19 protein-coding genes are annotated in these 21,108 nt (G+C 37.3%); 5 read left to right on the forward strand and 14 right to left on the reverse strand.

Annotated features, from left to right (window positions below; translation table 11 throughout):
* Window positions 1-479: 479 nt before the first annotated feature.
* On the reverse strand, window positions 480-653 hold the full coding sequence (locus tag ACQKMI_RS14760) for a hypothetical protein (protein ID WP_197141129.1): 174 nt from the start codon (window positions 651-653) through the stop codon (window positions 480-482).
* A gap of 364 nt (window positions 654-1,017) precedes the next feature.
* Between ACQKMI_RS14760 and ACQKMI_RS14765 the strand changes: the two genes are divergently transcribed.
* Together ACQKMI_RS14765 and ACQKMI_RS14770 are read left to right on the forward strand one after the other, a co-directional pair.
* Window positions 1,018-1,212: a hypothetical protein gene (locus ACQKMI_RS14765; protein WP_427490139.1), complete on the forward strand. Its 195-nt coding sequence runs from the start codon at window positions 1,018-1,020 to the stop codon at window positions 1,210-1,212.
* 100 nt (window positions 1,213-1,312) lie between these two features.
* A complete protein-coding gene (locus tag ACQKMI_RS14770; RefSeq protein ID WP_427490602.1) occupies window positions 1,313-1,432 on the forward strand; it encodes a hypothetical protein in 120 nt (39 codons plus the stop codon).
* 260 nt (window positions 1,433-1,692) lie between these two features.
* On the opposite strand, the gene ACQKMI_RS14775 is transcribed toward ACQKMI_RS14770, so the two are convergent.
* From ACQKMI_RS14775 to ACQKMI_RS14800, 6 genes are all read right to left on the reverse strand, one after another.
* A complete protein-coding gene (locus tag ACQKMI_RS14775; protein WP_427490141.1) occupies window positions 1,693-3,048 on the reverse strand; it encodes a TrkH family potassium uptake protein in 1,356 nt (451 codons plus the stop codon).
* Window positions 3,049-3,151: 103 nt separating this feature from the next.
* Window positions 3,152-3,916, reverse strand: coding sequence for a TerC family protein (locus tag ACQKMI_RS14780; protein ID WP_427490142.1), 765 nt, complete (start codon window positions 3,914-3,916; stop codon window positions 3,152-3,154).
* Window positions 3,917-4,378: 462 nt separating this feature from the next.
* Window positions 4,379-5,464, reverse strand: a complete 1,086-nt coding sequence (locus tag ACQKMI_RS14785; RefSeq protein ID WP_427490144.1) for an SDR family oxidoreductase — start codon at window positions 5,462-5,464, stop codon at window positions 4,379-4,381.
* 201 nt (window positions 5,465-5,665) lie between these two features.
* The gene (locus tag ACQKMI_RS14790; protein WP_427490146.1) at window positions 5,666-7,243 is read right to left on the reverse strand and encodes a peptide chain release factor 3; all 1,578 of its coding nucleotides are present in this window, start codon (window positions 7,241-7,243) and stop codon (window positions 5,666-5,668) included.
* A 340-nt stretch (window positions 7,244-7,583) separates the two neighbouring features.
* Complete coding sequence (locus tag ACQKMI_RS14795; RefSeq protein ID WP_427490148.1) at window positions 7,584-9,050, reverse strand: UDP-N-acetylmuramoyl-L-alanyl-D-glutamate--2,6-diaminopimelate ligase; 1,467 nt, start codon at window positions 9,048-9,050, stop codon at window positions 7,584-7,586.
* Between the two features lie 515 nt (window positions 9,051-9,565).
* Window positions 9,566-10,954 (reverse strand): aldehyde dehydrogenase, encoded by a 1,389-nt coding sequence (locus ACQKMI_RS14800; protein ID WP_427490150.1) that lies wholly within the window; start codon window positions 10,952-10,954, stop codon window positions 9,566-9,568.
* Between the two features lie 208 nt (window positions 10,955-11,162).
* On the opposite strand from ACQKMI_RS14800, the gene ACQKMI_RS14805 reads away from it, so the two are divergent.
* Window positions 11,163-11,318 (forward strand): hypothetical protein, encoded by a 156-nt coding sequence (locus ACQKMI_RS14805; RefSeq protein WP_323645430.1) that lies wholly within the window; start codon window positions 11,163-11,165, stop codon window positions 11,316-11,318.
* A 234-nt stretch (window positions 11,319-11,552) separates the two neighbouring features.
* Here the strand turns inward: ACQKMI_RS14805 and ACQKMI_RS14810 are convergent, their stop codons facing one another.
* Complete coding sequence (locus tag ACQKMI_RS14810; protein WP_427490152.1) at window positions 11,553-12,029, reverse strand: DUF2269 family protein; 477 nt, start codon at window positions 12,027-12,029, stop codon at window positions 11,553-11,555.
* Between the two features lie 172 nt (window positions 12,030-12,201).
* The gene (locus ACQKMI_RS14815; RefSeq protein ID WP_427490154.1) at window positions 12,202-12,354 is read right to left on the reverse strand and encodes a MerR family DNA-binding transcriptional regulator; all 153 of its coding nucleotides are present in this window, start codon (window positions 12,352-12,354) and stop codon (window positions 12,202-12,204) included.
* 401 nt (window positions 12,355-12,755) lie between these two features.
* On the opposite strand from ACQKMI_RS14815, the gene ACQKMI_RS14820 reads away from it, so the two are divergent.
* Complete coding sequence (locus ACQKMI_RS14820) at window positions 12,756-13,442, forward strand: YjjG family noncanonical pyrimidine nucleotidase (RefSeq protein ID WP_427490156.1); 687 nt, start codon at window positions 12,756-12,758, stop codon at window positions 13,440-13,442.
* A 349-nt stretch (window positions 13,443-13,791) separates the two neighbouring features.
* On the opposite strand, the gene ssuE is transcribed toward ACQKMI_RS14820, so the two are convergent.
* The 3 genes from ssuE to ACQKMI_RS14835 are packed head-to-tail and all read right to left on the reverse strand — an operon-like array spanning window position 13,792 to window position 16,387.
* Window positions 13,792-14,325, reverse strand: a complete 534-nt coding sequence (gene ssuE, locus ACQKMI_RS14825) for an NADPH-dependent FMN reductase (protein ID WP_427490158.1) — start codon at window positions 14,323-14,325, stop codon at window positions 13,792-13,794.
* A gap of 53 nt (window positions 14,326-14,378) precedes the next feature.
* Window positions 14,379-15,329 carry an ATP-grasp domain-containing protein gene (locus tag ACQKMI_RS14830; protein WP_427490160.1) on the reverse strand — a complete coding sequence of 317 codons (951 nt, stop codon included), beginning with the start codon at window positions 15,327-15,329 and terminating at the stop codon, window positions 14,379-14,381.
* Between the two features lie 11 nt (window positions 15,330-15,340).
* Window positions 15,341-16,387 carry an LLM class flavin-dependent oxidoreductase gene (locus ACQKMI_RS14835; RefSeq protein ID WP_427490162.1) on the reverse strand — a complete coding sequence of 349 codons (1,047 nt, stop codon included), beginning with the start codon at window positions 16,385-16,387 and terminating at the stop codon, window positions 15,341-15,343.
* A 374-nt stretch (window positions 16,388-16,761) separates the two neighbouring features.
* Here ACQKMI_RS14835 and ACQKMI_RS14840 point away from each other — a divergent pair, with 374 nt between their 5' ends.
* On the forward strand, window positions 16,762-17,031 hold the full coding sequence (locus tag ACQKMI_RS14840; protein ID WP_427490164.1) for a hypothetical protein: 270 nt from the start codon (window positions 16,762-16,764) through the stop codon (window positions 17,029-17,031).
* A 70-nt stretch (window positions 17,032-17,101) separates the two neighbouring features.
* Here ACQKMI_RS14840 and lpdA read toward each other — a convergent pair whose 3' ends face one another.
* Both lpdA and ACQKMI_RS14850 read right to left on the reverse strand, forming a co-directional pair.
* Window positions 17,102-18,439 carry a dihydrolipoyl dehydrogenase gene (lpdA, locus tag ACQKMI_RS14845; protein WP_427490165.1) on the reverse strand — a complete coding sequence of 446 codons (1,338 nt, stop codon included), beginning with the start codon at window positions 18,437-18,439 and terminating at the stop codon, window positions 17,102-17,104.
* Between the two features lie 388 nt (window positions 18,440-18,827).
* On the reverse strand, window positions 18,828-20,909 hold the full coding sequence (locus ACQKMI_RS14850) for a catalase (RefSeq protein ID WP_427490604.1): 2,082 nt from the start codon (window positions 20,907-20,909) through the stop codon (window positions 18,828-18,830).
* Between the last annotated feature and the right edge of the window lie 199 nt (window positions 20,910-21,108).

Genomic DNA, 21,108 nt, shown 5'->3' on the forward strand with positions numbered 1-21,108 from the left:
TATTTGGACGGTTATTTGGTATACACAAATTTAGTATAACATGATATTTTTATTATTTTTAATGAAAATTATTGACAACTATTAGCTGGTTTTGCTGAATATCGGTTTTCAATTAAAGGCCCTGTATTTGAAGTATAGGAATGATGAATGATAAAAAATGCAGTTTGTTTTAATGCGCCAAATATACAGATTTTTATTCAGATAATACACTCTACATAATCTTGAAAAGTACTATCGTAGCCCTGTTTATATATTTGCATAAAAAGCGGTATAAACAATATTTAAAGGAAAATCCAAGAAATGTTGGTTTAACAGTATTTCTTGGATTTCGGTCTCTCTCCAAACTTTCATTTGGGAACGTTTATTATGATTGTTTTGTATAGCTTATAAGTCCTTGTTGCACTAAAACGCCCGATTGCTTAAGAGAGTATTGGTACAAATAGAACGTCAAGAAAAATGTCTACCGATATTAATGTGTATTAATGACCTATATTATCGTTGTTACCACTAAGTGGTTCTACTACTTCTCCATCTTTATCTATTACAATACTGTCGGTTTCCTTATTAGCCTCGGTCAAAGACCCATAATAAATAAAAACACCAAAAGTAATGATAGCTATCATTGTTAATACTATAGAAATTCTCTTTTTCATAAAGTAGTCATCTCCCTACATATAAATTTATTTTGTTCTAATTTTAATATACACTTTTTTCCAATCTAATCCAATTAAAGCACAGCCCTTGTTGAATAAAATTTAGATTTTTATACGACTTTATTGTTATATTTTTTAGTATAGTGAAGTACATTACATCAAAAATTAAACAACTTTATTGTCATTTTATAGATATTTATAGTACTACTTCAACATTCTTATAAATATCGCTTCTTCTTCAACTAACCTGCTTCGTTAGTAAAAAAGCGTCTTCACTTGTTGTAAGTTAAAGTGGAAAGTTTCACAAATGATAAAAAATAGATTATACTGGACTAACTATCATATTTGAAAAGGAGCATTTCCTATGACCGAGAATAATCAATCCGAAGTACCCCCAAAAAAAATCAGCCTGCAAGAGGCAGTGAAAAAGCAGCTTGAAAACAAAAAAAACCATTCCTCTGCTAATAAAGGAAAAAAGAAAGCCGACCTTTCAACAAAAAAAATGAAAAGCCAGCAAACGAAAAAAACGAGCAATACCCGTAGAAAAATGGGTGTCTAATATACGGACACTATTGGAAAGACGTATTACCAGGAAAAGCTGTTGATATTGTTAAAAAAGGATCGAAAAAGGGAAGATTACCAGAGATATCATTTAAGATATTTTTACCAAATCGGGTACCCTTCCCCACGGAATTAAAGTCAGGCTAACAGATGGACAGTTAGACGTGTACAGGAAATCCACTCTAAATAAAAGAAGTGAAAAAGCATTCAAGGGTTGAAGTGACCCCTGAATGCTTTTTTTTTATTCTTTTCATTTTATAACTTGTTTAGCTAGATGCTTCGTTAGTTCAATAAAGAAGGATATCCAAATCATTTCGATTTGATATCCTTTTTATAGTGTTTTTTTAGTTTTGTACTCGAAAACAGAACCCGTTACTAAAATAGCTCTTTTTTTCTTACATTTATTTCAGTCTTAGTTTAGGAGGTCATTCAAATATTGAACCCCCTAAAACCCTTTCATATCAACATCGCTAGTACTTTACCCAATAATTACTCGTTCCTTAGGATAGTGATAACTTGATTTTTTGCCTCTACCACCACCACCAAGAGTGTAAAGGAAGGAGATTAAACCGACACGACCCACAAACATTAAAATCATAATGATAATTTTACCGACTACTGATAGATCAGAGGTGATCCCTAAAGACATCCCACACGTTCCGAACGCTGATGTAATTTCAAAAATTATTTGAATCAGTGATGCGTGTGGCTCAGTAATGAGTAAAATAATTGTTGCAACTAATACCATAAAGAATGCCAATAAAATAACAACAAACGAGCGGAATACATCAATTAAATGTATTTCACGTCCGAATATTTGAATATCCTCTCGTCCTCGTGAAAAGGTAATTAGGAATAGAATGGCCATGGCAAACGTTGTTGTACGTATCCCTCCACCAACTGAACTTGGCGAAGAACCAATAAACATTAAAAAACTCATAAAAATATCTGTCGCTTCACTAAAGGTTGTGACATCATACGTCGTCAGTCCAGCTGATCGTGTTGAAACAGAATGGAACATTGCAGAAAACAGAGCCTCATGCCAAGACATTCCTTTAAAGGAATGGAATGATTCAAGCAATAAAATAACGAGAGCCCCTACCACAAATAAAATTGCATATGTGGAGGTTGTTATTTTTGTAAATAAACTAAAGCGGAAATTTGCATGGCGATGAAGTAAAAACGATTTCACTTCAATTAATACTGGGAAGCCTATCGCGCCAAGCACGATTAATAACATCGTGATTACTTGAACAAAGTAATCGTCATGAAACGGTAATAAACTCATGCCTGTAATATCAAATCCACCATTTGTAGTAGCGGAAACAGATGCGAAAACACCATGAATCAACGCTTCTTCAAAAGTATCGAAATAGTTTGTAAAGTGCAACGTTAAAATAAACGCACCCAGCACTTCAATACCGATTAAGATTTTCAATATTTCTCGAATTAATTGGACAACCCCTGACAAATTGTATTGATTATGGTCAATCATAATCAACTGACGCTCACGCATACCTATTTTTTTCCCAACCAGTAACCACACGAAGGTACCAAGTGACATAATGCCAATTGCGCCAAGCTGTAAAATGACAAGTACCATCACGAGGCCAAATGTTGTATAGCTTTCAGATATATCGAATGTTGTTAAACCTGTTACACTAACTGCACTTACAGCCGTAAACAAGCTATCTAATAATGAAACGTGTACACCTTCTTGATGAACGCCTGGTAGCCGTAGTAACAGGAAGGAAATCGCTATAGCTATAAAATAATAAGAGACAAGCACCTGAAATGGTGTAACAAGTCTATTTTTTGATCTTTTCCAGGGCACTTTGACAACCCCTTCCTATATGATGCCAAACTCGATAAATATTAGTATAGGAAAAATACTTAAAAAAAGAAAGAGGAATAGCTACGACTATTCCTCATAATGATCATTTAGCTTTATTTTTAAAACGAACTCCCACTAAATAACCTATTAATGCGATGCCCACTAGTACGATCCAGAACGTTAACTCCCACACAGTTGAATGTGGAAACTCTGCAGGTAAAATGCCCACCTTCTCATGTGACAAAGTCAACACAACAAGCTTAACGCCTACCCAGCCTACAATTAAAAACGCAGCTGTTTCAAGTGAAGGATAGTCATTCAATACTTTCACAAACCATTGTGCCGCAAATCGCATCATGATCACTCCGATAAAGCCTCCAAGTAACATGACAATAAATTGTCCACCGTTGATGCCACCAATATCAAAGTTTCCTACCTTCGGCAAAGTGACAGCAATGGCAACTGCAGCAAGCATAGAATCAATAGCAAATGCAATATCCGCGGCCTCTACCTTAAGCACTGTCATCCAAAAACCAGAGCCCTTTTTCCCCGCTTCTTCGCTAGATTCTTCTTCTGAATCCTTTTTATTTCGCAAATCATATATATTTTTGGCGGACATGAATAATAAATAAGCTGCTCCCAACGCTTGAATTTGCCAATAATTCACTAATACTGTAATGACAAAGAGTGCCGAGAAACGGAAAATTAATGCGCCGAATAATCCATAAAATAGTGCTTTTTTTTGTAGCTCTCGTGGTAAATGCTTCACCATCACAGCCATTACAACCGCATTATCTGCTGCTAATAACCCTTCTAATACTACAAGTACAATAAGTACCCAACCGTATTGTAATACAATTGATTCCATTCATGTGCCTCCTCTAAAGCTCTGTATACTCCAAATAGTTTTTATTTTTGAGTACAAAAGAAAAGACCTCTGCCCCTATAAAAAGGCAAAGGTCTCGCTAAGCAAATAAATACCTGACACTTTTTTATCAGTTTCTCCCTATGCTAGAAGTTGAATACCGTTAGCATAGAGTTACTCGCTTATTACACCCGATGGTAAAAACCATGTCATGACGGATGTAATCCAGATACATCGCTCGTATCCGTTAGCTACTCCCCTTTGACAAAATGTCGAAGGTTCTTCTTTTGTAAACTCATTATAGCACTATCATAATATGAGTGGCAAAATTATTCTACCCTACTATTCGCCTAAAACAACTTCAGTCTGATGTCTATCTTAAGACAACTTGTTTGCCTGGATGAGCCATTAACGGTCGTAAACGTCGATTGCTTCAACTCTCAATCAGTGACCTACTACTTGAAGTCACTTTATTTGAATTTGATAGCTTTTATCTTCTTTATGCGCTAAATAAAAATCAATCATTCTAGGCATAGTCTGTATAAAGTCGGGGCATGTAATATTACCTTTTGTCAAAATAGTCACTGCTTCCGACGTATCGAATTTAGCATCCCAAGTTAAATAATCTAAAGTTTCTTGCTCAACACCTAGATTTTTTCGAATAAGTGGCACTTGTAAAGAAAGTCTTGCTAGTGTTAACGGAAATCGCCCCTTAGGATAATGGTTCGTTAATAACTTTACCATCGTCCGATACACTTCCTGCACCGGATGCGGGTATGGGTCCGTTAGATGTAAAGTTTTCCCTTCAGCACATTTTTCATCAGCTAGATAAGTCGAAGCATTTAAAATGTAATCCACTGGTACGACATTTATTGTTGATTTCGATTGACCAATATACGGAATAAAAGGTAGGCATTTTAATTTATCCACCATATTTAAAAAGAAATAAGGCCCATCAAATTTAATCGTTTCTCCTGTTTTGGAATGTCCACGTACGATACCAGGTCGAATAATTGTCAGTGGTATTTCTGATTTCAAATCCTCTACTCGATGCTCAGCCTCATATTTTGTTTCCTCATAATAGTTTTTAAATGCAGGCGGGCGAATTAATTCATTTTCTCGCAAAATACCTTCACGTATTCCTGCGACATACGCAGTACTAAAATACATATAGCGTCTTAAGTTCGGAAGTGTTCGAACAAAATCATTGACCAGAGTCGTACCATGCACATTTACCTTCCATGCGATATCTCGTGGTACGGCTAAATCATAAATTGCAGCTAGATGCCAGAGCACCTCTATTTGAGGTACAATTTCCTGTACAGCTTGGTCTTCTAGACCGAGATTCGGTAATGTAATATCTCCCTCTACCAGACGAATAGAATAGTTAGGAAACTCCGCTAAAATATGATCTCTTTCTAAATTTGCTTTAACTAATTCACCCGCTAAAACAATAGCGATGACTTCCTGTGATTGATTTTTTCGAAATAACTCTCGTATTAATTGACTTGAAATAAAACCTGGAAAGCCTGTAAAAAAATGAACTCCCATCTCTCATCCCCCTGTCTTACCGTATCTTCCTTGTTGTTTTATCAATCAATTATGCCTCGGCAAGCGCACAGTCGGAACGGAAATCAACCACACGTTATGGTGCCGAATCTTATATTTACTAATACTGTATATATTCTACATTTAGCTCCAATTTTCCTTGCAAAAAAACACGAATCGCACCATGTCGATTCGTGTTTTTTATTATAGTAGGCTATACAGTTTAATGTTTTCGTTTTTATCTGCAAACCAACGCATAGCAAACTCATTTTCAAATAAGAAAACAAGATTATCAAAACGGTCTTTTACGAGCATTGAACGACCTGAAGACATTGATTCTTTAACATCCTCTTCGTTTTCAATCCATCTTGCAATTTTCGAACCGATTGGCTCCATCTTCACTTCAACATTATATTCGTTTTTCATACGATGCTCAAAAACCTCAAATTGTAATTGACCAACTGCTCCTAGAATAACTTCTTCTGTATGCAATGTTTTATAATATTGAATGGCGCCTTCTTGTACTAATTGTAAAATCCCTTTATGGAATTGCTTAGACTTCATAACATTTTTCGCACTAACGCGAACAAATAGCTCTGGCGTGAACTGTGGCAGTTTTTCAAATTGGAATGTCTTTTTACCACCTACGACTGTGTCGCCAATCTGATAAGTACCAGTGTCATATAAACCGATAATATCACCAGCAACTGCTTCATCTACTGTTTCACGATCATCAGCTAGGAATTGTGTAGATTGTGTCACTTTGAAAGATTTACCTGTACGAGATAAAGTCATGTTCATGCCACGTTCAAATTTACCCGATACGATACGCACAAAGGCAATACGGTCACGGTGTGCAGGGTTCATATTCGCTTGAATTTTGAAAATGAAGCCTGAAAACTCCCCATGCTCAACTGGATCAATAAATAGTTCATTCTCAGTAATGCGAGGCTGTGGTGTCGGTGCAAATTGTAAATATGTTTCAAGGAATGTTTGTACACCGAAATTTGTTAAAGCAGAACCAAAGAAAACAGGTGTTAATTCACCACGGCGAATTTTTTCTTCAGAATACTCATTACCCGCTTCGTCAAGTAACATGATGTCATCCATTGCTTGTGAATAATATGATGTCACCTTCATCGGATGCTCGACTGCAAGTTCCCCATTATCATCAATTGGCAAGAAACGTTCTTCTTCTTCAGTACGGAATTGCTCGATTCGTTTATTATAACGATCATAAATACCTAGAAACTCTTTACCCATACCGATAGGCCAGTTCATTGGGTAAGCGTTAATGCCCAGTACCTCCTCAAGCTCTTCAATCAGCTCAAGCGGCTCCTTCCCTTGACGGTCAAGTTTATTAATAAACGTAAAAATCGGAATACCACGCATTTTACAAACTTTGAACAGCTTTAAAGTTTGTGCTTCAATACCTTTGGCAGCATCTACGACCATGACAGCACTGTCTACCGCCATTAATGTACGATACGTATCCTCCGAGAAATCTTGGTGACCTGGAGTATCCAAAATATTGACACGTGACCCATTATAATCGAATTGCATAACTGAAGAAGTTACAGAAATCCCACGTTGCTTTTCAATCTCCATCCAGTCAGATGTTGCAAACTTACCTGTTTTCTTTCCTTTTACCGTACCGGCATCACGAATCGCACCACCAAATAGTAAAAGTTTTTCTGTAATCGTCGTTTTCCCAGCATCAGGGTGACTGATAATGGCAAAAGTTCGACGTGATAATATATCTTTTTCTAAATTTGAATTCATCTCGTCATTCTCCTTTTTTCATACTTACTAATAATAAAAGAATACTTGCCTTTCTTACAACCTTTTTACATGAATTCCCCAAAAAAGAGGTTTCGATTGAATACTTGGCGAGGCCCAATGTAAATAGCTCCCTCAAACAATCCGATGATGATCGTTTTCTTTTCATAGACTCACTCGTTTGTTAACCTCGTGAGTGTTAGACATTCACCTTCATGTTAACCTAAAAAGAAAACCCCTTAGTACTAAAAGGGGTTTCTAAATATGTTGAACTTTTCGCATGATGGCATGCAATTACGTTCACACTATCGTAAGCTCTAACATCCTAATTGGAGAGCATATATTATACAAATTTTAAATGGCCAGCTTCTATGGCAATATCTGCATCACTATGTGGATATTTAGTATTCTCAATAATTTGATAATCTTCATGGCCTTTACCAGCAAAAATAATTATATCTCCAGGTTCAGCAATCTCAATCGCATGACGCACAGCCTCAGCACGATCTCCTATACATGCATAATTTTCATGTAACATCCCTTTAGCAAGATCACCTGTAATACTATCGTAGTCTTCATAGCGCGGGTCATCTGTCGTTAATATTACGTAATCAGCGGCTGATGCCTTTTCTGCCATTGTTGGACGTTTCGATTTATCACGATTGCCACCTGTGCCAACTAAGAAAATAAGCTTGCCTTTTTTATATGGTTGAGCTGAAGAAATCGCCTTTTCAATTGCATCAGGTGTATGAGCATAATCAATAAAAATCTGCACTGGTAAATCTGAGCAAACTTTCTCCATACGTCCCTTTACTGGTGGTAATTGCTCAATTTGCTCAATAATTGTTTCTATGGAATAACCACGGCCATAAAAGGCAACCATAGCAGCAAGCACATTGTATATATTAAATTCCCCAAGTAAATGCATTTTCACACGGTATATTCCCTCTGGCGTTTCAACGTCAAAAGAAGTCATGAAATCATGATACTCACAGTTAATAGCTCGGAAATCAGCTGTTTCATTTTTCAAACCATATGTCCATACTGGAAATGGTGTCATCGCTGCATAGCGTTCTGACCAAGCATCATCGGCATTTAACACGACAAATTTATTCTTTTCTAAGTCTTGTCCAAGTTGAGAGAATAATAAGCCTTTCGCATGACCATATTCCTCCATCGTTCCATGGAAATCAAGATGATCATGTGTAAGATTTGTAAAAATAGCTACATCATAATCTACGCCAGCTAGACGTCCAAGTGCTAAACCATGTGAAGATACCTCCATAGTCATTAATCGGCAGCCTTCCATTTTTGCACGGAAAATCATTTGTTGAGTCGATAATGCATCGCTTGTCGTATTGGCTGATTCATATAAAATACCATTTAAATTAAAGCCGATTGTCCCTGATAATGCAGATTTCTCGCCCATACCATGCATGATGTTTTGAATAATACCTGTTACTGATGTTTTTCCATTTGTTCCTGTTACGCCAATCATTGCCATATCTTTTGATGGATAGTCAAAAAACTTTGCAGCTAACAAGCCGACTGCTCGATCCGTATCTTTCACGATGACTTGCGCAATCGTTTCTCCTAATGGTAACTGTCGCTCTGTCACAACAATTGTTGCGCCACCTTCAACAGCTTTCTGTGCATAATCATGACCATCTACCGTATAACCATTAATACAAACAAACATACTATTTGGTTGCACACTGCGTGAATCAATGACAATATCAGTCACTTGATCAGGTAACACTCCAATTATTTTTTTCAAAGGTAATGCATTCAACAATTCCTCTGCATACATTTCATAGTCCTCCAATCAATCTCTACATTCATTTCATCATTTGTTGTTTATTCGACAAGAAATGACAAGATGAGTCCCCCACATTCTATTGAATTTATTTTACTACTTATTCGCCCATAAATAAAATGCTTGTTAGAACGTTTTTTCAATGAAACCGCTATCATTTTAATATACCTTTAATATTTCACCAAAATTTGGCTCCTCACCATAACTCTGAGAGCTCAAAATAACTTGGCTTATCAAAAATCAACATTTATCGACAATCAGCATTGATTCATGTATGTCGGAAGAAATATTTTGGAGAGCTTGTATCAATTAATTATGCCTTGGCATAATTGCGTAAAAATCGGCGTGGTTCTTAGGCCTGCGTGAGGGCCGACACGATGTCGGTCATTTCGGTATTGCCACTGTTCGTGGCGTTTTTACCGATGTAGGTTAGTTAGCCTAAAAACTCCTTTCCGATACCTAAAAAAGTGAGGTGTCAAGAATCTTTAATGATTCGACACCTCCTTTTACTATTTCATTATAGTTCGCACAAGCTTAACCTTTTGTTTATAAGGGGGAAAGAGAACATTCGTCTCTAACTTAGAAGATTTTTTTAATATTGATTTGGGATGTGTAAAGTTTTCAAAACTTGCCTTCCCGTGGTATGCTTTTACCCCTGATGACCCGACACCACCAAATGGCAAATGTAAATTTCCAACGTGTGTAATCGTATCATTTATACAGCCGCCACCAAATGGTAATTCCTCTAAAAAGTACTGGATAGCTTTCTCATGCTCGGAGAAAAAATACCCCGCTAAAGGTTTTGGTAACTGACGAATTTGGTGAATAGCAAGCGGTAAATCATCATACATCATCACAGGTAAAATCGGACCAAATAGTTCATCCTGCATCGAAGGACTTGACCATTTCACATATTCAATAATGGTAGGCTCCATATACAAATCATCACGATCTGTTCTACCACCAAATGTAATGGCATCACGTTCTTCTACAATAATTTGCTGTAAGCGATCAAACTGTCTTAGATTGACAATACGGCCGTAGTCAGGGCTTTTTTTCGCACTTTTACCATAGAAGGAACGAATAGTTGCTTTCAATATTTTCATAAATTGGTCATAGACGTCTTTATGGACAAGGACATAGTCTGGTGCTACACAAGTTTGTCCAGTATTTGTAAATTTACCCCATGCAATTCTTTTAGCCGCTACTTCTAAATTGGCTGTTTGATCGACAATCGCAGGACTTTTCCCGCCAAGCTCGAGGGCAATTGGTGTTAATCGTTCCGCTGCTGCCTTTGCTACAACTTTTCCGACTGCCACGCTCCCTGTAAAAAATATATAGTCAAAGGACGCATGAATAAGTGCCGTCACTTCTTCTTTCTCTCCCTCCACTACACGCACGTATGAAGGACTAAATGTTTCTTCAATTATTTTTTTAACGATTGCTGCTGTATGCACCGATGTTTCTGATGGTTTTACAATAGCTGTATTACCACCAACAATTGCACCGATTAATGGCTCCATGACAAGCTGGAATGGATAATTGAACGGACCAATGATTAATGTTACGCCATATGGCTCTCTTACAATAAAGCTTTTTCCCATCTGGTATTGAATCGGTGTTTTTACAGATTCAGGTTTCATCCACTCTTCAACATGCTTTACCATATAAGAAATACTATCTAAAACAATGCCAATTTCTGTTGCATATGCCTCAAACTCACTTTTTCGTAAATCTAAATATAGAGCATTCAAAATTTCTTTTTCATATTTTAAAATCGTTTTCTTCAGTTTTAGTAACTGCTCTTTTCGAAATTTTGTACTCTTCGTCGCTCGAGAAAAATAAAATTGACGTTGCTCTATAATCATATTTTCTACATCTTGTGTCGTAAAATTCATAATAAAAGCACCCCTTTTTTTAAAATGGCATACATAGTTTTTTCATTTCGAAACAAACTATCTTTGTCTATACGATACAACATTGACAACCAAAATTCCTCTTTCTAAATTGGGGGATGTGTAAAGAATAAGTTAGAACTGTAGACGGTCTTGTGATTTTTGGAAATTTTCAACTACATATTGAAAATTGAAACGGGGGCGTAGATGAATGACAACAACAACAGGAACTTGGTGGGAGTCTATTTTTTCTGGACCATTAGCGCATGGTATTTGTGAAGATAAAATATTGCTATTGCAAGATGAGGCTTTCTTATATCTCTCTACAGCACCGATTGAGAAAAAAGAAGAACCTGAAGCTAATTAAAAATAGCGCGTTATAGGAGAGGTTATTTCCTATAACGCGCTATTTTGTACTTCACCAAAAATTGTGAATGACATTTGTTAAAACGTATGCCATTTATATAAGTTGATTAGAGTGGAGACTAGGGGATTAGCGTCACAGATGAGCCCTCCAGCGAAGCGAGTAAGGGAATGAAGGCTAAAACCATCACGTTACTCTAATACGCTTTTACGATGGAAACCTCCCCTACAAAAAAAATTAAAATAGGCTTCTCTGCCCGACCATCAAGTATAACGCAAGCAAAATGACCGCCATGGCCAAAAAGCCGATCGGGATCGATATTTTGCTCCATTTCCAATAATCGCCCGGCATCTCGCGCCACTTGTTTTCTTCCGAATGCAAGGCGATGCGGTGCAACCGGCGCTCGTACCGCAAACCGATCCCAAATAGTGCGAACAAAGCCATAAGCATGATCACGGATTGGAAAATCCCCCCTTCCAACAAAGAACGTTGAAGGATGGCGGTTAACCCGATGCCGCTGATCGCTAAAACAACTAAAGAGGGAAACATGAGAATTTTATTAAAATACATGGTGAACGTCATGGCTGAAGCGATTCGATGTACATTTCCGGTGCGATCCGATAACATTTTGGCCAGACCATTGGTTATCGTCGTACCAACCATGATGATTGCAGCCATGATATGGATATATTTAAACCAAACATAAATGCTCATTTTTCTTCCTCCCTACCGGCTCTTGCTCCCGCCATTTATGCTCAACAGGAAGTTGAGCTGCTTATGCATGCGGCGAGAAACTTCATCGACCGTAACGTGGTTGTTAAAAACAAATTGAATAAATTCAAACATAAATAATCCGTACAAACTTCGCGCTAAGTTAAGCGTGTAATCAAAATGCTGTTTCCAATTGTGAAATATTATAATAACGATATCCTCTTGTAGAGTCTGTGCAAACAGGCTTTAGAAGACCAATTTCATCATAGTGGTGAAGCGTGTTCAGAGTGAGGTATGATATTTTAGAGAACTCACCAATTGAAAGCATAACAATCGCCTCCTGTTGTGTAGTACTTTAAATCTAAAGGTTCCTGTAAGGGTAAGGTCAATCAAAACAGATAAATTTTCTTTAATTATTTATTATTTAAGTCATACATACTATATTGAATCTGTCTTCCATACTTACCAAGGTTTTTGAGGGAATTTTTACATTTGGATGACTCATATATATTTTTGTTTTTCCGGAAATGAGGTAATAAAGACATGGTAATTCTTTTCCTTTTGAAGTGCTGTACATAATTGTAAATTTCATCTCGTTTTTTTGATTTTCATTTTTTCACCTCTCATTTAGTATGAGATATCTCCTATTCTCTTTACAAGAAGAGGTGATACGATTTATTTGAGAACAAAAAAAAGCATATTTTTATATAGCAAAGGGAGAGAAGCAACATGAAGAAATATCAAACATTACTATTTGATGTAGACGATACATTATTAGATTTTAAAGCAGCTGAGAGAACGGCGTTACATTTACTCTTTGAGGAACAAAAAATCCCTTTAACTGATGAAATTACAGCACATTATAAAACAATAAATCAAGGCCTGTGGAAATCCTTTGAAGAAGGGAAAATAGAGCGAGATGAGGTAGTGAATACTCGATTTTCAATTTTATTTGAGGAGTATGGCCAAGAAGTTGATGGATCTTTGTTTGAACAGAATTATCGTAGTTATTTAGAAGAAGGGGATCAGCTTATTCGTGGAGCCTTTGAACTAATACAAGACCTCCAAAGCGAATATGATTTATATATTGTTACAAACGGTGTTTCCACAACGCAAGACAAACGCCTGCGTAATTCGGGGTTACATTCATTCTTTAAGGATATTTTTGTTTCAGAAGACACGGGTTATCAAAAGCCAATGAAGGAATACTTCGATTATGTTTTTGCACGAATTTCTAATTTTTCTGTGGAGAAAGGATTAATTATCGGTGATTCCTTAAGTGCGGATATTAAAGGAGGACAGTTAGCAGGATTAGATACATGTTGGTTTAATCCTGCTAAGAAAGTGAATCATACTGGAATTGTCCCGACTTATGAAATACAAAGTCTTAATGAGCTGTATCAAATTTTACGATAATTACTATCTTATTAGATTAAAACATGGCACTAGAAGATGGAAGAGTGTCTTATGCAATAAGCCAGAGAAGTAGAGGGAAATGTATTGGTTAAGGTACCACTGTTAAAAAAGTTATACATCTATCGTTCGTATCGAAGATAACAGATTATTTAATAAGTAATTTGATAACGTGATTACTTTTTAAGTATATCCTTGCCTAAAATAAAATTAAGTATATCCCTGCCAATACGGCAAAGATATACTTAAAATCACAAAAACATTTGTTGCTTTCGCACATTTTGCCCTCAGGGCGCCTAGTCGGAACGGAAAACGTTATGGTGATGAGCTAACTTCATACATAAATGTTTTTTCAGTTTACTAATACATTTTGCTGTAATTGTTTTAATTCTACATCAAGTCGGTTAACTGCTTCTTCCTCGATGGCAAAGCTTCCATCTTCAAGTCGAATAATTTGTTTATCAACAATATAGACAGAATGCGCAATAATCGTAGCCCCTAATACAGCTAATATTGGTTTTAATGCATATTCTAATGCGAGTAAATGTCCAATAGAGCCACCTACAGCAATTGGTAAGATGATCTTTCCATGCAATGCTTTTTGCGGCAGCAAATCTAAATAAGTTTTTAGAATTCCTGAATACGAAGCTTTATAAATAGGCGTCAAAAGTACGATAATATCTGCTTCTTCAACTTGTTTATTTTCTGAAATGATGGCCTCACTTGCAAAATTAGCTGTAATTAAGTCCTCAGCTGGTAGTTCATGTACATAATTTGTGTGTACCGCTATTCCTTGTACTTTTAAGTAGTTTTCCACCTTATCATGAATAGCCGTCACACGTGAATTTCTCGAATTACTGCCATTAATAATAACTGCTCTTATCAAATTACCCACTCCCTATACATAGTGACTACAAATAACTCCATACCCTACGAAAATTACAATGTCTTTTCATATTGACGTAATGTAGCACCTAAGTATTTAGCCACAGCTTGCATGCCATATTTCCCTACTGCTTTTTCGGCTTCTGCATTATAGTTTGTGTTGGTATTCACGTCATATGTAAAAATAGTACCTTCTTTATCGATAATCGACTCAATCCCTGCGACACTTACTTTATTTTGCTCTAAAAATTCTTCATAACGCTTTATAAGCTCCTCTGAAAAACTGTCTATAATTTGAAATTTTGATTTCTTAGTTGCTGTTTCACCTACCGGGCAAAATTGATCCACTATTTGACAGCTATCAGCAGGACAAAGTTCAAAGCCCTCAGATGTATCAACACGAACTGCATACAAAAATTTACCACCTACAAATTCACATCGCGTTATATAAGAATCAGGTGATTCTATATATTGCTGAATTAGTGTGATACCATCTATAGGTAACTCAAAAGAATCACTATTTACATATGCTTCTAGCGCTTCAACTGAATGAAATAGTTGTACGCCAAGTCCTTTTCCTGCCCGATTATGCTTCGTAATAAATGGTGTTGTACCAATTATTCTTGCCGCTTCTATTAGCTGCGTTTTACCAACTGTCGCTATCGTTTTAGGTGTTTGAATGCCAACAGCTTCAAGTGCACAATATTGATTGACCTTACTTACTTCTAATCTTAGAGCACGGCTTCCATTAAAAACAGGACGGCCATGATATTCTAGCCAGGCGAGCACTGCCTCCGTGAGTTCAGGTGCAAATGCATGCCCCCTCGTATGTGATGAAGCACTCATACGACTATAAAAAATTCCTTGTGGTGGCTCTTTTGATAGGTCGATCAACCCTTTCGCCAAGTGCCAAACCTCATAGGGTAGGTTTTGTTCCTCTAAACGATTTGTTAAATGAATTGTCCACTCATCATTTTCATGAATAATATAAATTTTTGCAGTCATGGTATCGCTCCTTACTGTATGATGGCTGATTTTATTTTCACTAAAGGCATAACATCTCTTGCAAAACGTTCCATTTCCTCTAGATGTGGAGAGAATTGAAGGAGCAAGAGGTTTACACCAACTTCTTCATAAGCTAAAATGCGCTCAGCCACTTGTTGAGGTGTGCCTACTAAATTTGGTCGTAGCCCTCTGTTCGACACTGAATAGTCCTGCAATGTAATTTGTTGCTCTAACTTTGATTTACTCGTGAAATCATTAAAGCCTGCATATCCTGCTGTATCCTCTACATTGGTAATTCGGGCTAGTTCAGCAAGTGCTTCTTCTTCTGAGTCACGCACAATGACATATGCAGCCATCCCGAATGTTTCGAACGGTCCTTTTCCAATTGCTTTTCGACGGGCAAGCATTTCCTTAATTTTAGCCCCAACTTCCTCTACTGTTCCACCATGCATCACATAGGCGTCGCATGACTTTGTAATTGCCTCTTTACCGCGCTCACTTTCCCCACCTGCGTATAGTCTTGGGTATGGTTTTCGGACTGGCTTAGGAGATAAATGCGCATTTTCTATTTTGTAATATTTACCATCATAACTGAACGTTTCTTCTGTCCATAAACCTTTTAAAACCTCAATAAATTCTTCCGTGCGGTCATAACGTTCTCCATGCTCTGTAAAATAACCACCATATTGCTTGGCTTCTTCTTCCCACCAAGCTGAAACTACATTTAAAGTAAAACGACCATTAGCGATTTGATCAATATTTGAGGCTACTTTTGCCATCACCGCCGGATTATGATAGCCAGGCCGAACTGCAGCCAATATTTCAATCTTTTCAGTAACTGCTGCTAAAGCTGCTGCGGTTGACCACGCCTCAAGCGCATCAGCATTCACGCCCTTAATATCATTTAAATATAGCTCGGCAATAAGCGTGGCATCAAAGCCCAGTTTTTCTCCTGTTTGAATAACCTGTTTTGCATAATCAAATGTCGCAGGCATATTCTCATTTTCTACATTCCGTAACCATCCTCCGAAAATCGGTAACCAAAATCCTAATCTCATATTCCATCCTCCTTAAGTCCCTATGAATCTTCACAGCATAAAGATAAAAAAAGCTCCTATGTTTTATTTCGCAGAATATCCGTTACGTAAAAAGAAGCCTTCTAGTCAACTCGAATTTAAAACCAAGTATTCTTATAGAATTAACATAACATAATAAAATACAAAGTCAACAGAATTTTTAGATTGTTCTGCCAAGGGTAGATTTTGCTATTTGAAGCCTGTACAAATACTTATTATAATCAGCATTGGAACAAACATTTGGGCAGGCGATCCTTTATTGGAGCAATGACATGAGAGAAACTTGCTTCAAAGAAGGCTTTGAGGCACTTATTGTGCAGCTGGACACGGTATTTCATTAGGAGAGATGTTATTGTATGAGTCAATTAATACTGTTTGTATGCTCATTAATTTTATTATTTTTTGCTGGGAACGCTTTTTATATTGCATTTAAAAAGTACGAAGAAGATGATGATTTTTCGCGAGGGGTTGATACATACTTTTTAATTGATTTGGTATTAGTTGTTGTATTATTAATTTCCGAAAAATTCGCTCCCAAAAAGTATCATATTGTTATTTTTAAAAATCTCTCCTTTTTATTTGGGCTAATTATATTAGGCTTAACAGTATTGTTATGGGTACTTTAAAATGAAAAAAAACTACATTCCCCCAACGAGAAGAATAGCCTTCCGCTGATGAATGTAGTTTTCGAGATCTTTATTGATGAATGGCTCTATCAAAAATAGCTTTGGCAGCATCCCCTATATGCTCTGATACTGTAGGATGTGGGAAAATCATATTTGCGAGAGTTTGGGCAGTGCCACCAGCATTTTTAGTAGCTAAAATAGCATTTAACATTTCTGTTGCCCCATCGGCAACGACACAAGCCCCTAAAATACATCCTTCCTCTTTCGTCGCAATAAGCTTTATAAAGCCCACTGTATTTCCTTCCATTAATGCCTTAGGGTTTGTATGTAAAGGCATTTGAGTAACCGTATAAGGTTCTTCCACCTGCTCTTCCAGTAAACCAAAAGTCGCAATTTCAGGATGTGTATAAACACAGCGAGGAATCGAAGTTTGATCAATCAGTGCCGGCTTATTTCCTAAGATATGGTCCACAACATGAATTCCCTCTGCACTCGCTGAATGAGCTAGCTGGTAACCTCCAACTAAGTCACCAATCGCATAAATATGTGGCTGACTCGTTTCAAGATGCTCATTGACAGCAATCAACCGACCATCGAATGCTAGACCAAGCTGCTGAGCTATTTCTGTATTTGGGCGTCGACCTGTTGCAAACAAAAGATTTTCATATGTATAAATTCCTTTAGAGGTATGAATCTCATTGCCATTAAAATGCTCAAATTGGAAATCCGTCACAAGCTCAATACCAAGCTTTTTCATCTGTTCACGAATAAGTGGTCGCGCATCTGACTCTTCCGTCTGTAAAATATCTTCACTATGATTTAGCATCGTCACCTTTGTTCCAAGTGGTGCTAGGCTAAATGCCATCTCGACTGCAATAACACCACCACCGATAATTGTTAATTGCTTTGGCAGTTCTTCAAGATCAAAAAATGTATCCGTTGTATAATAGGAAGTCGTTTCTAAACCTTCAAATGGTGGTACAAATGGTTTACTTCCGGTTGCTAAAATAACATCCGTTGCTGTGAACGCCTCATTATCAACTGTTACAGTCAAGTCATTAGATACTGCCGCTTCTCCTCGATAAAAGGTAATGTGATTGCTCAAAATATAACCCTCAATATTCGTTAAAAGTTCGTCAATAATAGCATCCTTACGTTTCATCAATCGTGGAAAATTCACATTTATTGTAGGGGTTTCAATACCCCAGTCATTACCACGGTTTATTTCTTGAATGAGCTTACTATGCTCCAACAAAATTTTCGAAGGAATACAGCCAACATTATAGCAGGCCCCCCCTACTTTATCGCGCTCTACTAAAGCGACCTTCTTGCCACTTTTTGCTGCATGAATAGCTGCTACATAGCCCCCAGGGCCTGCACCAATAATTGCAATATCAAATTTTTCCACGAAAAATCACCTCATTTACCACCATAGCATTTACAAAATTTGAATGCAATGCCATAAATGTTACAGTAAATTTAGTAACATTTCGTCTGCTTCATCGTCAGCTACGGTAAAATAAAAGGACATTATATCGTAAAAGGGAGCGATGACTTTTACACAGAAAACCCGAATGAACATAAAACAGAGTATAAACCATCCGCAACAATTGAATTTAACGTACAAAAAGCAAAAAAATCTCTCATTATTCTTAATAGAACAATGAGAGATTTTAATTTATAAGTATTCATATCACAGTATTCCATGTGCTTTCGCGAATATTTCCTCTGCTTCCACGGGTATTCTCTCTGCTTCCGCGGGTATTCGCATATGCCCGCGAGCAAAATAACGTTAGTTAATAAATATTCCTTTCCCAAAAACGTTGTTGAGCTATGGCGTTGACAAATTTTTTAGCGAAGTCTTTGTCGCCAGTGGCCAACACAATACCTGGCCCTACATTGGCATTGGACATATTAAAAAATGTCGTTCCAGATGTAGCAATACCAATTGGTTTGTAATGTCTATATGCTTCATTGATATAATTGACAATATGAGAATTAAACTTGGCCTGATTTTTTGCTCTTACGCCTACAACATATAACGAATCAAATAGTACCGCATCTGTAGTTATAAACGTGTCACTTGCTGTTAACTGAACGCCATCACTACTAGTTACAACCCCTAATCTGTCGGAAATAATACTGTATCGCACACCCTGTCTTGTTAAATACTTCAGTATTTCTCCAACTTCATTTGCATCAAACCCATCACCTAGTAGCACGCCTACTTTAAGTGTTTGTGGCATTTTTATTGTATTAGCCTGACTAAGTGCAGGTGAAGATAACGTGACATTTACCTGCTCTCCTTTTGGACGATTAACACCAATATTATCGGCCACAGTCGTTGCCATTGCTTTATCAACACGGACAAACATATCGACTACTTGTTGGCGAACGGACTTACTTTTCACCTTCCCTACCTCAAAACTAAAGGCATCAATGATATGTTGTTTTTCAGGAGGTGACATACTATTCCAAAACAGCCTTGCCTGTGAGAAATGATCATCAAACGATTTACTACGTGCTCGTGTGATACGTCCTTCAACCTTTTCTTCATAATGGACAAAGCCACCTTCTCTTGCCGTTGATGTTGACGGTGAATTATTGGCCAAGGAATTTTTATGATAGCTCACTTTTCCTATATTAATAGTTTGTCGACTAAAGCCATTGCGCTGATTATTATGAATTGGACAAACGGGTCGGTTAATCGGTATTTCTGAAAAGTTTGGTCCCCCTAGACGTATTAGCTGTGTATCTAAATAAGAAAACAGCCGGCCCTGCAAAAGTGGATCGTTTGTAAAATCTATGCCTGGCACAACGTTTCCTGGATGGAACGCGACTTGCTCTGTTTCCGCGAAAACATTATCTACATTACGATTCAAGGTCATTTTTCCAATCTTTTTAACTGGCACTATCTCTTCTGGCCAAAGCTTTGTTGCATCTAAAATATCAAAATCAAATTTAAATTCATCCTCTGGCTCAAGCATCTGTATACCAAGCTCATATTCAGGAAAATCACCAATTTCAATTGATTCCCACAAATCACGCCGCTGGAAATCCGAATCCTTTCCACCGATAATTTGCGCTTCATCCCAAACGAGTGAATGGACACCTAACACAGGCTTCCAATGAAATTTCACAAATCTCGACTTTCCTTTATCATTGACGAAACGGAAAGTATGAACACCGAATCCTTCCATCATTCGAAAACTTCTAGGTATTGCTCGATCCGACATATGCCACATAATCATATGCGCAATTTCCTGATTGTTCGCCACAAAATCCCAAAATGTATCGTGTGCCGAGGCTGCTTGTGGCATTTCATTATGAGGCTCAGGCTTTACTGCATGAATTAAATCAGGAAACTTAATGGCATCCTGAATAAAAAAGACCGGTATATTATTACCAACTAAATCATAATTGCCTTCATCCGTGTAAAACTTCGTCGCAAAACCACGAACATCACGTGCAGTATCCATCGATCCTAAGCTTCCAACTACGGTTGAGAATCTGACAAATACAGGTGTTTTCTTATTAGGGTCCTGTAAAAATCTTGCTTTAGTATATTCCCTCATCGATTCATACAGCTCAAATTCTCCATGTGCTGCAAAGCCCCTCGCATGGACAACACGCTCTGGAATACGTTCATGATCAAAATGCGTCATTTTTTCTCGAAAGTGAAAATCCTCCATAATGGTTGGCCCACGAACGCCAGCCTTCAACGAATTCTCATCATTCGAAACTTTTAACCCCTGATTCGTCGTCATCTTTTTCCCTTCATTATCGACACGAAACGGCTCTAGCTGCTGATCCTTCGCACTCTCGTCTATATTTTTGCCCTGATTCGACTTAGATTTATCCACGCAATCCCCTTTCATTCCAATACTCATAATTCTCAATATACACTATATGATTGTCTGGAATAAACATGCTTCAAGGCGTTGCTATAGAAGATCTTTCTCAATTATTTCTTGAGTTACGACAAAATAACTATTCTGTCCCTTTAGCTCAGGTGCTACCTCTATAGCTATGCATAACACATGAAAAATAATATAAGGATCCAATCCGCTTATATTG

This window comes from Lysinibacillus sp. NPDC097214 (genome assembly GCF_050277945.1).
In the GTDB taxonomy this organism is placed as follows: Bacteria; Bacillota; Bacilli; order Bacillales_A; family Planococcaceae; genus Lysinibacillus; species Lysinibacillus xylanilyticus_B.